Annotated in this window: 12 protein-coding genes and 1 pseudogene; 2 read left to right on the top strand and 11 right to left on the bottom strand. The window is 55.7% G+C overall.

The window, feature by feature from the left end; all coding sequences use genetic code 11:
* The first annotated feature begins 5 nt into the window (after nucleotides 1-5).
* Together ABWH92_RS16080 and ABWH92_RS16075 are read left to right on the top strand one after the other, a co-directional pair.
* Nucleotides 6-833, top strand: coding sequence for a hypothetical protein (locus tag ABWH92_RS16080; protein WP_375570077.1), 828 nt, complete (start codon nucleotides 6-8; stop codon nucleotides 831-833).
* A 478-nt stretch (nucleotides 834-1,311) separates the two neighbouring features.
* A pseudogene (locus ABWH92_RS16075) lies at nucleotides 1,312-1,551 on the top strand (GMP synthase (glutamine-hydrolyzing)); the annotation flags it as partial.
* 92 nt (nucleotides 1,552-1,643) lie between these two features.
* Here the strand turns inward: ABWH92_RS16075 and ABWH92_RS16070 are convergent.
* From ABWH92_RS16070 to ABWH92_RS16020, 11 genes are all read right to left on the bottom strand, one after another.
* On the bottom strand, nucleotides 1,644-2,150 hold the full coding sequence (locus tag ABWH92_RS16070; protein ID WP_375570075.1) for an SRPBCC family protein: 507 nt from the start codon (nucleotides 2,148-2,150) through the stop codon (nucleotides 1,644-1,646).
* 85 nt (nucleotides 2,151-2,235) lie between these two features.
* Entirely contained in the window at nucleotides 2,236-3,450 is a 1,215-nt protein-coding gene (locus ABWH92_RS16065; RefSeq protein ID WP_375570073.1) for an RNA polymerase sigma factor, read from the bottom strand.
* Nucleotides 3,447-3,800, bottom strand: coding sequence for a YciI family protein (locus ABWH92_RS16060; protein ID WP_375570072.1), 354 nt, complete (start codon nucleotides 3,798-3,800; stop codon nucleotides 3,447-3,449). Before ABWH92_RS16060 ends, ABWH92_RS16065 begins: the two co-directional genes overlap by 4 nt.
* A 30-nt stretch (nucleotides 3,801-3,830) precedes the next feature.
* Nucleotides 3,831-4,343, bottom strand: a complete 513-nt coding sequence (locus ABWH92_RS16055) for an SRPBCC family protein (protein ID WP_375570070.1) — start codon at nucleotides 4,341-4,343, stop codon at nucleotides 3,831-3,833.
* Between the two features lie 182 nt (nucleotides 4,344-4,525).
* Entirely contained in the window at nucleotides 4,526-5,041 is a 516-nt protein-coding gene (locus ABWH92_RS16050; RefSeq protein ID WP_375574271.1) for a DUF2478 domain-containing protein, read from the bottom strand.
* A gap of 2 nt (nucleotides 5,042-5,043) precedes the next feature.
* A complete protein-coding gene (fdhD, locus tag ABWH92_RS16045) occupies nucleotides 5,044-5,895 on the bottom strand; it encodes a formate dehydrogenase accessory sulfurtransferase FdhD (protein WP_375570068.1) in 852 nt (283 codons plus the stop codon).
* On the bottom strand, nucleotides 5,895-6,158 hold the full coding sequence (locus ABWH92_RS16040) for a hypothetical protein (RefSeq protein WP_375570066.1): 264 nt from the start codon (nucleotides 6,156-6,158) through the stop codon (nucleotides 5,895-5,897). Before ABWH92_RS16040 ends, fdhD begins: the two co-directional genes overlap by 1 nt.
* A gap of 37 nt (nucleotides 6,159-6,195) precedes the next feature.
* Complete coding sequence (locus ABWH92_RS16035; protein ID WP_375570064.1) at nucleotides 6,196-8,568, bottom strand: FdhF/YdeP family oxidoreductase; 2,373 nt, start codon at nucleotides 8,566-8,568, stop codon at nucleotides 6,196-6,198.
* Between the two features lie 319 nt (nucleotides 8,569-8,887).
* The gene (locus ABWH92_RS16030; RefSeq protein WP_375570062.1) at nucleotides 8,888-10,591 is read right to left on the bottom strand and encodes an OFA family MFS transporter; all 1,704 of its coding nucleotides are present in this window, start codon (nucleotides 10,589-10,591) and stop codon (nucleotides 8,888-8,890) included.
* A gap of 204 nt (nucleotides 10,592-10,795) precedes the next feature.
* On the bottom strand, nucleotides 10,796-12,802 hold the full coding sequence (locus ABWH92_RS16025) for a cache domain-containing protein (RefSeq protein ID WP_375570060.1): 2,007 nt from the start codon (nucleotides 12,800-12,802) through the stop codon (nucleotides 10,796-10,798).
* A 3-nt stretch (nucleotides 12,803-12,805) separates the two neighbouring features.
* The gene (locus tag ABWH92_RS16020; protein WP_375570058.1) at nucleotides 12,806-14,149 is read right to left on the bottom strand and encodes a sigma-54-dependent transcriptional regulator; all 1,344 of its coding nucleotides are present in this window, start codon (nucleotides 14,147-14,149) and stop codon (nucleotides 12,806-12,808) included.
* Between the last annotated feature and the right edge of the window lie 655 nt (nucleotides 14,150-14,804).

The following is a 14,804-nucleotide window of genomic DNA, read 5'->3' as shown; positions in this document are numbered from 1 at the left end:
GGCGCATGAGCCTATCTCGTTTGTGGAAATCGCTTGGCGGATTTCGGAGCAAAGACACCTCGAAGCTCTACGAGATTGCCGCACAGCAATTGGTCGTGGATCGACAGATGCAACATCCAAATCCTCTTACAAGGTTTGGCAGAAAGTGCTTTTCCCAGTCCGACGAAGATGGGATCACCTTCGAGATCTTGCGGCGTCTTGGAATTGATATCGGAACTTTTGCTGAGTTCGGGGTCGGAAATGGATTGGAGAACAACACACTTGCTTTGGCATCGATGGGCTGGACTGGATTTTGGGTAGGTGGCGAGGACCTGGCATTTGATACATCTGAGTCTGAGCGCTTGTTTTATGAAAAGGCCTGGGTGCATCGCGAGAATGCCTCTAAGCTTTTTGATCAAGGTCTATCGGGCCTGCCGTCCGATGCGGTCGATGTCCTCTCAATCGATCTTGATGGTAATGATCTGTATATTGGCGAAGAAATCCTCGAATCGAGTTCTCATCCCGCGCTTGTCATAATGGAGTGCAATGCAAATTTTCCTCCACCTATACGGTTTTGCATTGAGTATGATCCGTCGCATGTTTGGAAGGGTGACAGTTACTATGGGGCCTCTTTGGCCAGCCTAGTTGATATGATGACGAGGTACGATTACCACCTTCTCTGCTGCAACGCGGCAACTGGATCTAACGCGTTTTTTGTTAAGCGCGACAAGGCTCATCTCTTCCCAGAGGTGCCAGATAGAATTGAAGACATCTATGTGTCGCCCAATCACCATCTTCCTCGGCGGTTCGCGCACAAGACCTCTTTGCGCTCCATTCATCAGTTGATCGCATAGCTTCCGATGTATGCGTGCCACCAATGGTCACTTTGATTCAAACCATCATTTGGGCTTGAGGAATGGTCGATACGAACAGGTATCGCTGCTGGTTGCTGATCGATGGGTTAATGTGAAGAACGGTCACTCTAACAAACCAATGTGTATCAAGTTGTCCGGAGAGTGCGGTCGTTGATAGTGCAAGCGAACACGTTTCTTACGTCGGTTGACGCGCCTTGCGCTTGATCATTTGCTGGCTTGAGATGCTCTCGCAAGAATACCAGGATGACGTCACCGAAATCGACAGACGATTATCCCTTGAGCAGCACGGCTTTGGCCACCAAACAGAACGGGTCAACCAGGCCGCTCGCACGGCTCGTCGATACCGTTGTTTTCGGTTCAAAGCGAGTGTGCCTGTTTGATTGCCAGCAGATCAGAAGCCTCTTCGAGCCATTTTGCTCCATGTTAAGCAACTCAGCCCAAGCGCTAATGGCTGTTAGCTTTTGCCGTGCTGCTGCCGGTGCAGACTGTCGGCGTGATGGGGGATGGCCGCACCAATGATTTCGTGCTCGCCCTGCGTGCTGTGACCTCCGTTGATGGTATGACGGCGGACTTTTATCACTACGATATGCAGTTTTTGGCCAACACTGCGACGCGGATCATCAACGAGGTGAAAGGCGTCAGCCGCGTGGTCTATGATGTGACAAGCAAACCCCCGGGCACGATTGAGTGGGAGTGAGGGGCAGGTATCAAGAGAGGCCTGCCCGTTGCCCCCGAGCCATCGCTGGAACTGAAAGATGGGCTTGCTGCCCATCTTTCTGATGCAAGGTCTTAGGGTTGTGCGAGTTCACGCATGTTTTTGAGGCCCAACTCGTAGGTCTTGCCCAACATTCCATCCAAAAACAGGCCAAAGACACGGAAGATCGGGTTGAATCCCATATCAGACGTTACAGTCCACTTGACCTTGGACCCGTCCGCATGTGGCTCGGCTTGGATCACCTGAACCGGCTTGCCCATCGCACCCAGATCGATCAGATGCGTCACGCTGGTCTGGGTCACAGCGGTGATCGTCTGTGTGCCTTTTCCTTCTTTTCCTTCGAAGCGAAATCCTGCCCCCACACCGGCTTCTGGGCCGAAAGGCGTGATTTTAAGGTTGGGGTCGGTGGAGCGGTAGGGATTGAAGGTCTGAAAGCCCTCTGTGGAGGCGGTGCGCTCAATGATGTCCGCAGGAGCCATCGGGATGTCCAGGCTCCGTGTCACCACAACACTGCGCGGCAGAAGGAAGGTCGCCAGAGCAATGGCAGCCAGAATAGCAAGAACGATGTAAAAGATGGTCATGGGAGTGTCCTTCGTGTGGTTGGCAACAGGCGGGGATTCCTTCCCCATGCCCACACGACGAACGAGCCGGCCAGCAATCGACAGCTCAGGACATTTTTCTTTTCAGGTCCGATTGTTTGGCTTCCAGCCAACGGCGTGACGGCAGGTCGGTGCAAAGCGAAATCGCTTTGGAATAGGCCATGGAAGCATCAGCCAACTGTCCCAATTGGGCAAGACAATGCGCACGTACCGCATGGGCCGGTTGGAACTGCTCGATCTCTGGCCCTTCAATCAAGTCCAGAAGCTTCAGCCCTTCGGCAGGTCCAACATCTTCTGCGACCACCGCAGAGCGACTGACGGCCGCACCAATGGTTGGGTGCATCTTGAGCAATCCCGCATAGAGCTGAGAGAGCGCGCGCCAATCGGTCCGCCCCGTGACAGATCGGGCTGCGTGAACGGATTGTATCGCCGCTTCCAACTGAAAGCGCCCAATCTGTCCGAAAGCCGACGCCCGGTCGAGGAGAGCGGCCGAATGCTCGATCAGAGCATGATCCCAACTGTCAGTATCCTGCTCAGGCACCGGAACCAGCACACCATGCCGCAAACGCGCCTGACGACGCGCCTCAATGAAGCCGATCAATGCGGTAAGGCCCAAAGCTTCTGGGTTTGTCGGTGCAAGATCGGCAAGGACCGTTGAAAGGAAGAAGGCCTCGTGGGAGAGGTCTCCAGAGCCTTCCAACCAGTCAACAGCATAGGCCCCGTACACCGCGCCCAGAACGGCGTCCATGCGATCTGGATAGGCCTCTGCGTCCGGTAGAACAAAAGGAATGGCTGCCGACTTGATCTTCTTTTTTGCGCGGACCAAACGCTGCGCCATAGCGGACGGGGACACCAGAAAGGCGCGCGCGATCTGTTCTGCTTCCAGCCCGAGGACTGTCTGAAGCATCAAAGGCGTACGTATGTTTGGGTCAATCGCGGGATGGGCGCACACGAAAAGAAGTTTCAGGCGCTCATCCACCAAGTCTTCGCGATCGAGAAGGGGAGCATCGGCCATCTCGGGTACCTCGGCTGTGACAACCAGACGGGCATCTTTGCGTGCCTGGTCGGTCCGTCTGTTCTTGGCCACCGTTAGAAGCCAAGCCTCTGGTTTTTGCGGTATGCCGCGTTCGGGCCAGGTCCTGAGAGCCGCCACGAAAGCATCGGAGAGCGCATCTTCCGCCGCCATGATATCGCCGGACCGGCTGGCCAGCATCGCAACCAGTTTGCCGTAAGCAGCGCGGGCAACATCCTCGGCCCGCGCTTGAACGCTCGCGTCGGTCAATAGTCGCCCATCGCCGATGCACGGATTTCAATCTTGCCATGCTTGGCGGCCGGGCATTTCTCGGCCCATGCCAGAGCGGCATCAAGGTCGGGCACGTCAATGGCGAAGAACCCGCCTAACGTCTCTTTCGTCTCAGCAAAAGGTCCGTCTTGGACGCGCTTCTCACCATCCTTCAGGGTGATGGTTGTGGCCGTTTCGGCTGGGTGGAGCCAGTCGGTATCGACAAACACGCCGGCCTCTTGAAGGGCGCCGATATAGGCTCCGTAAACCTCTTTCTCTTTCGCCCAATCCTCAGGTGTGAGATCGGCGAAATCAGCTGGATTGGAATAAAGCAAAAATGTGTAGCGCATGGTTGTGTTCCCCAAGTTGGTCGTTTCGGATTAGGCGGCAGCTTCGCCGAGGTTTTCAAGCCCAAGTTCGAAGGTCGGGCCCATCATCCCGTCCATGAAGAGGCCCATGACGCGGAAGACCGGGTTGAACCCCATGTCTGCCTCCACACGCCACGTGACATGGGAGCCGTCACTGGTTGGTGAAGCGCTGATCGATTGCGTTGGTTGTCCCAACGGCCCAAGGTCGACGTCATAGGTCACTGTCTGTTGGGTGACCTCTGCAACCGTTTGGCTGCCAGTGCCGTCTTTGCCGTCAAAGTGAAACCCAGATCCTGTCCCTGATTGGGGGCCATACAAGTCGATCCTCAAGTCTGGATCGAGCGTTCGGTAGGGATTGAAGGTCTGGTAGCCTTCATTGGACGCAGCCAAAGCAAGCACTGTTGCTGGTGCTGCTTGGAGCGTGGCCGCCCGTTCGACGGTAACATGGCGCGGTAGCGCGTATGTTGCCGCAGTTAGAGCAACCAAGCCGCAGACTGCATAGGTGGAAATGGTCTTGATGGTCATCGTTCTGTCTCCTCGTTTGGGCCGAAGGGCATTTTGCCTCTTCAGCCACACGACGAGCGGTGAGGGCGCCAATCGACAAAACGGTGAAATTTTTTTGGGGGCTGATTATCCGCAACGCAGCACCGTGTAGCCCGCTTGGCAAAAGCAGGCTGACATTTGTGACCAGCCAGCACATGAGAAGTCTAGGCTATGGACAACTCGACGGTTTGGTCAAACCAACGCAACAATGCGTCCAAGTCAGGCTGAACCCGCTCCTGAAGCCCATCGGCAAAGTCAAAGAATGCCCGCTCATTCAGCGCGTTCAGTCCCACCAAGACCGGAACCCGATCATGCACCGCACGCCCGATGAGATCCCGAAAACCTCTGCCCTGCGCCTCATGCTTTCCAAACTTGTTGATCAAAAGCAGATCACATTTTGCGCTGTAGGCCCGCTCAACACTGGCAACCGCTTGCTCCAGCGCGCCCTGGTCGAGTCTGCATCCACCAGAGCCAGGCCCAAGATGTTGCGAGATCAAGATATCATCGCCTGCTGGGAGGGTGCGGATGATCATGCCGCCTGCATTCTTGGCGGTTGGGTTGATGTTGGTGGGTTGAACGCATCCGCAGACGGAGCGACCTGAGTGCTGCACGCGTTCAGCGAATGAAGCCAACAGAAGGTTCGTGTCGCCCTTCCCAGGCATCATAGTGTAACCAAGCACACTCAACCGGAGGTCTCTTCACTGGATTGGAGGCGCTGCGGATGGCTGAAAACGGTGAAACCATCCCCGCGGCTATGGGCAATCAGCGTCACGCCCGCTTCAATTGCCGTCTCTACGGCGAAACTCGTTGGTGCCGACACGGCGACCATGATGGGGCATCCAAGGATCGCGGTTTTCTGCACCAGCTCAACCGAAACCCGTGATGTGAGAACAATAGCGCCACCTTCTACCGGTTGCTCCGTTCGCAACAAGGCGCCAGCGAGCTTGTCCAATGCGTTGTGGCGCCCGACATCCTCTCTGCTGGTCACAATGCCCCGACCCGGTAGCACAAACCCCGCACCGTGCGCGGCGTGGGTTTCATCATGCACCGGTTGATGATGGCGCAGTATCTCCGTTGCCGTGTTCAGATCATCAAAGGAAAGTCCTGTTCCGGCGGCTTTGACCTTCGGGACAGCCCTGGCGGCTTCTTCCAGGCTATCGATCCCGCAGAGTCCGCAGCCCACTGGCCCTATCATTGACCGGCGGCGATTGACGAAGGCCTCAGCTTTGTCATCGCGCAGCCAAAGCCGCACTTCGATGCCGCGATCATGATCAAGCACGTGCAGGTCGATGACATCGTCGAGACTTGAGATGAAACCCTCGGTGAACGCAAACCCCACTGCAAAGTCTTCCAGGTCAATGGGAGATGTCATCATCACGGCCACGCTCGTGCCCTGGATAACGACAGCCACTGGAACCTCGGCAACCAGGTGTCGCGCCTGCTGGCTTTGATGTGGAAAGTGTTTGGCCGACACTGAGCGCGTTGCGTGTCTTGAGGGCACACCTGCCGGTTCTTCATCTAGCGGCAAAGCCATCAGGTCGCTGCCTCCAGCAGATCGTGCCCACCCTTCGTCAGCACGTATTGAATGCGTTGAGAGCGTTCGTTGCGACCATTGATTTCAATCGCCTCATGATGATCAGCAAGCACAATGCACTCCCTAATCACGAGAGCATGCTCAACCCCCAGCCTTTTGGAGAAGGTGTGGCTGTCGGTGCAATACCCGGTGTAGGCAGCCGCAAGCAGGCCGGCACCCAGAGGCGAAAGACCGTCGGCATGCTGCTCCAAGAGCCGTTGCATCAGCAGCTCGAAATCCGCCTCTGACTGCGCTCTTTTCTCAAGCGTCATCATCTGCGATCACACGGAACCGAACCATCACCGATTTTGATGCCGGTGTATGGCTTTGCGTGCCGAACTGGCCGTGGGGAACAAGCGCGTTCATTTCTGGATAATACCCAGCGACGCAACCAAGCGGGGTGTCGTAGGGCACGACCCGGAAGCCTTTGCAAACGCGCTCGATACCATCATCATGCACGCCCACAACATCGACAAGACCACGGGCTTTAACGCCAATGCGCCGCATGTCTTTGGGGTTCATGAAAACGATGTCCCGCAGGCCAAAGACACCGCGATACCGGTCATCCATGCCGTAGACGGTGGTGTTGTATTGGTCATGAGACCGGAAGGTTTGGAGCACAAACACGCCATCATCGTTTTGGCTGCGCTGCCACTCGGTCTGCTCAGGCAGGTCGTGCGTTGTGAAATTTGCTTTGCTGTTGGGAGTCTTGAAGTCGCGATGAGACGCCCCGTTGTAGAGGCGGAAGCCACGCGGTTTGCGTACCTGCGCGTTGAAGTCGCCATAGATCGGCAGAACACGCGCAATCATATCGCGGATAAGGTCGTTGTCGTCGCCCAGCGCATCCCAATCGACCACAGCGCTGCCAACGGTCGCTTTGGCAATGCCAGCAACAATCTTCACTTCTGATCGCAGGTGTTTGGAAGCTGGCAGGTTGATACCGCCAGAACCATGAACCATGGACATGGAATCCTCGACCGTCACCATTTGAGCAACGCCTTTGGAGTTCTTGTCGATCTCGGTGCGTCCGAGGCATGGCAGAATGAAGCTCTTTTGCCCCGTCATGAGGTGCCCATGATTGAGCTTGGTGGCCACGTGAACAGCAAGTGGCATCTTTGAAAACGCCTCGGCCACCAGAGCACTGTCGGGCGTTGCGCGTGCGAAGTTGCCTCCCATGGCCACAAAAGCCTTGGCAGAGCCCTCCAGCATCGCTCCGATGGTGTGAAGCACGTTATGGCCAGGTTCTCGTGGAAGCGGCACTCCAAGCTCTTTCTCCATGGCATCCAGAAGCGGTTTGGGCGCTTTCTCATTGATGCCGACCGTCCGATCACCTTGAACATTTGAATGGCCGCGGACGGGGCAAAGGCCTGCACCTGGCTTGCCGATGTTTCCACGCAGAAGCATGAAACTGGCGATTTCCCGAATGGTTGGAACAGAGTGTCGATGCTGTGTGATGCCCATCGCCCAGGTTGCGATCACCCGTTCCGATTTCATGTAGATGTCAGCACAATAGGCAATGTCATCGCGCGAAAGACCGGACTGATCCTCGATCTGTTCCCAGGAGGTTTGCGCGCAAAGCTCACGATACTCATCAATCCCGGCAGCATGGTCGGCGATGAACGTATGATCCAAGATGGCAGGCAGGCCCTCGCGTTGCGCGCGGTCCTCAGCCTCAAAGACAATCTTGCCCATCCCGCGGAAGATCGCCATGTCACCGCCCAAGCGCGGGCAGAAATAATCGGTTGAGGTTGCTTCACTGCCGCCGCGGATCATCTCCAACTTTTCCTGCGGATCAGCGAACCGTTTGAGGCCTTTCTCTTTCAGCGGATTGAAAACGACCACCTTGGCCCCGTTCTCAACAGCCTTGCGCAGCTCAGCCAGCATTCGCGGATGGTTGGTGCCAGGATTCTGCCCAACGCAGAAGATGGCGTCGCACTCATCAAAGTCTTCCAGGCTCACCGTGCCCTTACCAATCCCGATGGCCTCGGTCAGCGCTACACCACTTGCCTCATGGCACATGTTGGAGCAGTCGGGCATGTTGTTGGTGCCATAGAGCCGAATGAACATCTGATAGAGGAAGGCCGCCTCATTGGATGTGCGACCCGAAGTATAGAACTCCGCCAAATTGGGGTCGGGCAGCTTGTTGAGTTCTTCACCAATCTCCCTGAAGGCGTCCTCCCACGCGACTGGCTCGTACTTGTCAGTCTCAAGATTGTAGCGCATCGGTTGGGTCAACCGCCCCTGATGCTCAAGATCGTAGTCGCTCCATTGCTGAAGGTCAGAAACGGTGTGGTTTTCAAAAAAGTCCGGGGTCACGCGTTCCTTGGTTGCTTCCCAAGAAACCGCCTTCACGCCGTTTTCACAGAACTCAAACGACGAGCCGTGTTCAGGATCGCCCCATGCACAGCCTGGGCAATCAAAACCGTGCGGCTGATTGGCCTTTAAAAGAGTTCGCACACTGGTGAGCGGTTGCCCACTCTTTAAGATACGCTTGCCAACGCTCTTCAGCGCACCCCAGCCACCGGCAGCGCTCGACGCCTTGCCAACAAAGTCTTTGCCAGAAGCCGTTGTGCCTTCATCAGATAAGCCCTCATTGTCAGGCTGTGTTTCATCAGTGACGGTACGGTTTGCCATGGTTCGCGTTTCCTCCGTTTCCACGCCAAAAGGCCCGATCCTTTCTGGCTAAGAAACGTCACTGGCCGCCAAGGTCGTTTGCCCTGTTTGCCAGATGTTAAATGATCGGAGCACCGCCTTACTAAGGGTGCTCCAATACGCACAGGTCGGGTGGCGGTGACTTTCCAAGCTCTTCTCAACGAAGGGCGATTGTCGGTCGGTGTTCGCCAAACCAGCACCAGAAGAGTGTGAACGGTGCTGGCGCCGTGCGCAACGTTTGTGTTGTGGTGTTGGGCAGCCCGGCGTACCGGGCCGCCTGTTGCTTAAAGAAGCTCAGCGATCACTCAGCAGGAACCGCCGAGGCTTCGGGCTCTTTGTGGTGGTGCTTCTCACCGACCGGACGCACCATGAGGTTTGCGAAGAAGGCGATGACCAAAAGACCCGCCATGGCAAACATAGTGGTGTTGTAGAGCGTTGCACTTGGATCAACCGTTCCAGCTGGAACGAGGTCCATCAGCTTGGCAATCGTCACCGTGTTGGCGTCAACCAACTCGCGCAACTGCGCCACCGGAGCACCAAATGTCTGCTGAAACACAGCCGGATCAACCTGCGTCACCAGGTCATTGATGGCGTTGTTCTTCGACATATCCCGCAGGTAGGTGATCGCAAAAGGACCCAGGACACCTGCCGTTGACCAGGCGGTCAGGAGGCGTCCGTGGATGCCACCCACATGCATCGTGCCAAAGATATCAGCCAGATAGGCCGGGATGGTTGCGAAACCGCCGCCATACATCGTGAAGATAATCATGGTTGCGATATAGAACCCAAGCAGCGCGGTCGTTCCGCCCATGCCTGCCCAGAACGGGATCGTGCAGTACAAGATGGTGCCGAGAACGAAGAAGCAGTGATAGGTGTTCTTGCGTCCGATGAAGTCCGATGTGGAAGCCCAGAAGAAGCGACCAACCATGTTGAAGACGGAAATCATCAACACGTAGGTTCCAGCGAAGGCGGCGGTCACAAGCACAAGATCGCCGAAGATCTCATTGATCATCGTTTTGGCGACACCAATCACACCGATTCCAGCCGTCACATTGAAGCAAAGAACAATCCACAGCAGCCAGAATTGCGGTGTTTTCAACGCCTGATCGATATGGACATTGTCGCGGGTCACCATGCCCGAAGCGACGGGTTTGGGTTCCCAACCGGCTGGCTTCCAACCCTCCCGCGGCACGCGGTACTGGAAGGCTGCAAAGATCATGACGAAGAGATACACAATGCCGAGGGTCAGGAACGTGGATGCAGCCCCGGTGTTGCCGGTTCCAACCACATAGACACCGGCCTCACCACCGAAAGCGGCAGCTTGGTCAGCCGAAGCAACAACCACCTCGACAAGACCGTTGGCGGTCTCTGCAAACCGGCGTCCGCCCTCGGTCACCAGTGTTACAGCGCCTTCCGCGCCGAGAAAGTCTGGTGCTTGTTGATACAGTGTCAAAAGCCACTGCTTGAGAGGCGCGCCGATCATGGCGCCGCCACCGAAGCCCATAATGGCCATCCCAGTGGCCATTCCACGACGATCAGGGAACCATCGGATCAGGGTCGAAACGGGAGAAACATAGCCAAGGCCGAGACCTGCACCACCAAAGACGCCGTAGCCCAGATAGACCATCCAGAGCTGGTGGGTCGCGATACCGGCTGACCCAATCATAAAGCCGCCGCCCCAAAGAAGCGCCGCAACGACACCGACATAGCGTGGCCCGACCTTTTCAAGCCATTTGCCGCCGACCGCAGCCGTTAGGCCCAGTACAACGATGGCAACAGAGAAAATCCATACAACGGACGACAGAGACCAGTCACCGCCGGAGGGTGCGACGACCCCAAGCTCTCGGGTGAGGGCGGGGTTGAACACCGACCATGCGTACACCGAACCGATGCACAGATGGATCGCAATGGATGCCGGCGGCACCCGCCAGCGATTGTAGCCCTCAGGGGCTACGATGTTTTCCTTTTTGAGAAACCCAAGGGCTCCTCCCGACGAATGTGACATGAGCGTTTCCCCTCTTGCGGGGCATGATTGCCCCAATCATTCCGATGCGCGTCGCAAATGACGAAATGCCGCACCTGGGGTTGTCTACTCACGCGGAAGGTTTATCTGTCAAAGGAAATTATTGTTGCATAGCAATAAGTTAGAGGGTTTTCAGATGATGTCGATAGTGGTCATTTTTGACACTTCTTCAGTGCCCCAAACTCTCTAATTGGACAAAATGTCCACTTCGATTTCACTCTGACTGTCCGATTGGGTCGAAATGTCCACCGCTGGGCACCAGACCTCAAACACCGCGCCTTCGCCTAAAGAACTATGTGCGGAGAGATGTCCACCGGCGCGTTGAACAAGCGATTGACAGATCGACAGGCCCAAACCTGTTCCTTCACCAAGCTTCGTGGTGAAGAACGGATCGAAAACGTGCTTCAGTTTTTCAGGCTCGATTCCTGGACCAGTATCGGACACGCGAATGATAGCACCAGGTTTGCCCTGGTGCTGACCTGCCAGCGTTTCCACGGTCACCTTTCCATCTGAACCAATAGCTTGGGCGGCGTTGATGATGAGGTTGACCAAAATCTGCTGCAACTCGGTGGCAACCACACAGATATCTGGTGTTTCACTGCCATGCTTGCGTTCCAGCAGGATACCATCATTGCGCAGATCAGCTGCAACCAAGATCGCTGTATCGTCGACAATATCGCGCGGGCGAACCACGGCGGGTAGCTCCGACAGCTCATCGGATCGCGAGAAATTGAGCAGTTTGCGGACGATGGTGTTGATCCGGTGCGCTTGACCATCAATCAAGTCGAACTCGACTTTGTAGTCCTTGGCATCATCGCCCAGACCATTGCGGATAATCTCCAAATTGCCTTGAATAACGGCAACCGGATTGTTGATCTCATGGGCAACACCTGCGGTGATCTCGCCGATGGATGCCAGCTTCTCTGATACGACCAACTGGGCGAAGGTTGCCTCAAGCTGTTGGTTGGCATCGCGCAACTCTTCGGTGCGTTTTTCAACCTTTTCATTGAGGTTGTCAGCATAGCTGCGCAGCCTTTCATCGCGCTCCTGAACCTGATCGAGAAGCTGATCAAGATGATTGGCAACCTGGCCAATTTCATCCTTTCGCTCCACGCGGCCAATACGTGCGCTGAGTTCTCCTGCGCCGACCCGATCCATTGTGGCGGTCATCTTCTCAAGGGGCGAGAAGACCCCTTGGGCCAATCTCAGAAAGATGGGAACCGAAACACCCACAACCGCGAGGAAAGCAAGAACCAGCGTAAGGACCGTCGACGACCTTTGCTCTGAAAAGGGCTTCTCCAAGAAACCGGTGTAGAGCATGCCGATGCGCTCACCGCTGATATCCGATAGCGGAACGTAGCCCGAAATGTACCAGTCGTTGACCACGAAGGCCCTGTCGAGCCAGGGCGTTCCTTCGCCCATAACCTGCTGCCAAACCACCTCTGAAACACGCGTGCCCAGAGCCCGTTCGCCTTCAAACAAGCGCACATTGGTGGAGATGCGAACGTCGTCTAGGAAAAGGGTGGTTGTGCCGGCGCGCTGCTCGGCGTCGCTTTCCAGGTCTCGGTAAATAAGATCATTCATCCGGTCGATGATCGCCAGATTGCGATTAAGCAGCCTTCCACCGGCAAGGATCGTGCTGTTTTGCGGGTCTCGATAGACAGCGAGCAGGACAAGCCCTCGGGTTTCAGCTGTGCTGTTGAGCGGCCTTGCCGCCTCTGTTTCCACCAGGCTTATCAGCGCCCGCTGCTCTAGGTCAGGTCCCAGCAGTTGCAAGTCGGATTGCGAAAGAACCGCCAATCCACCGGCAGCACTTCTCGAGGATGACAAGGCGGCCAGGCGAGCAATGCTGGCGGGGATGTTGGGGTCATCCGCCGCAAAGGGAACCAAAAAATCAAGCTCGGTTGCTGCCTGCCGTTCGCTCAAAAAGGCTGTAAGTCCGCTTTGGTTTCCCCCAAGCCGTTCCGCATAGTCGACCGACTGGGCGATAGCTGCCACAGCTTCTGCTTGGGTTATCTCAATCCGATAGAAATACTGTTCTGCGATCCGCAGGTCGCTGGCCACTTTGGCAATCAAAAGATCGTCAAACTTTTCGATCCAACGCAGCATGGTGATGCCCAAAAAGATGGGCATCACGACAATCAGCGGTAAGACCGCCAATGCAAGAAGGCGCAGGCGCACCGAGCGGAGCATCAGTTACAAGCCCCAAGCCTGGCACTTGCGGTCTATGGTCTTGCGCGCGATCCCCAACCGGCGTGCTGCTTCGGCTCGATTGCCTTGGCTGGTGCTCAAGACATCCAAGATGTGCTGTTTCTCAACCTCAGCCAGCGTTTCGACTGTTGCTTTGCCACCACCTTCATTCACCGCTTCTTCAAAGCCGCCCTGTATCAGCGCGCGCTCCATCGCGTTGCGCAGTTCCACCACATTGCCTGGCCAAGGGTGAGACATGAGCCGTCGCTTTGCACCGGGGGTGATAGCAGGCTTTTCCAAGCCCATACGCGCGGCCAGACTTTCCAGGAAGAAATCTGCCAGCTCGATGATATCGTCTTTGCGCTCACGCAGAGGTGGCAAGTCGATCTGGATAACGCTCAGCAAATAGTACAAATCTTGCCGGAAGTGACCCTGTTCAACCGCATCATGCAACGACGTTCGTGATGAGGCTATGATGCGAACATCAAGGGGCACAGCCCGTTCAGCACCCACTGGTCGGAACCGTTCCTCGGTCATGAGTTGGGTCAGAAGTGTTTGGCACGGCGGCGAAAGTGCGTCGATGTCTTCGAAATACAGCGTGCCCCCAGATGCGCTGACCAGTATGCCGTCATCGCGCGCGCTGGACGGATCATTGGGTGCCGCGCTTGAGCGATCAATCGTTCCATAGAGGCGATGTTTGAACGCTTCCTCGTCCAGCGTTGAGCACGGCAACCAGACAAACGGGTTTTCACCTCGGTTCGAGCGATTGTGCAACATGCGCGCCGCAATCTGGGTGCCCGAGCCAACTTCGCCATGGATAACAACCTGGGCATCGGTCACAGCCGCACGCCGAATGGTTGCGCGAACCTCTTCAATCTTTGCCGAGCTGCCCACCAAAGCATCGCGTTGGCGCAACAGATCTCTGCCGGATTCAATTTCGTTGCGAAGCACCGTGTTCTGACGCCTGAGGCGGGTTTTGGTCAGGCTTTGTGCGATCGCATTGATGAGCTGGTTCGAACGAAACGGCTTGAGCAGAAAGTCAGACGCTCCGGCACGCATTGCCGCGATGGCGGTATCCAGATCGGCGTGTGCAGTGATCAAGATGGCATCAGAAAAAAGTCCGATTTCACTTTGTTCTGTTAGCCAATCGACGCCGGTTTGGTTGGGCATCACATTATCAAGAACAATGACATCATATCGCGCCTGATCGAGGGCTTCGGTGGCCTCTACCCCGCTGGACTTGACATCGACACGACCACAAACACCCGAAAGGGTCTTTTGCAGGAAGTTTCTCATCCCAGGTTCGTCATCGACCACCAGGATCGAGGCCCTGGCGAGCGTCTGTACCAAACGCTCATCACGCAGAGGGGATGGGGGCCTGTTGGAAGAAACTGGAGGTTTTTTATGAATGTTCACTGCCTACCCGCGCGACGTTCAAAACCGCATTGCCGCGTATGACCAGATGGCCTTTGTCTCGCACGGCGCTGGCACTGATCTTTCAATTAAACCGGCACGACGAAATTGATCAGCAATCAACGAAAGCTAATCCATCGCACTTGGTGCAGTCCATCGCGCAAACTACATATCAGCAGAGAAGCGTGCTGGTAGAGAACCACTGGGCTCGAACCGTTCTTCTGCACGACCATCTCAAGTCCAATTGGTTCGGTTTTTGATGCAAAAATCGGTGCACTTTTTGCGAGTATAGGAAGCCGGAACACAAAACACTTTTGGTCGTGAAAAGTGCGACAAAAAAGGGATGTTTTCGTCTCGAAGGATCTTCTCCCAAAGATCATCGATCATGACGGTCACTAGAAAACCTTAGGAACGTAGCGTCAGATACAGGTAGCGACGAGAATCTGCCTCATCAGCTGTTCGTCCGGTGGTCTTCTCACCTCCAACTACCATCAGCATCGACTTATGCGTGCAACCACGTACGCAACGCACGCTTAAGTGTTCCTTAAGCCTATGAGCGCCTCTTGGTAGCAATATTTTGAATTGCATCTTT

The organism is Ahrensia marina (assembly GCF_042140245.1).
Lineage (GTDB): Bacteria > Pseudomonadota > Alphaproteobacteria > Rhizobiales > MH13 > MH13.
Note: the sequence above shows the minus strand (reverse complement) of the source record. Positions and strands in the feature narration are given on the sequence as shown.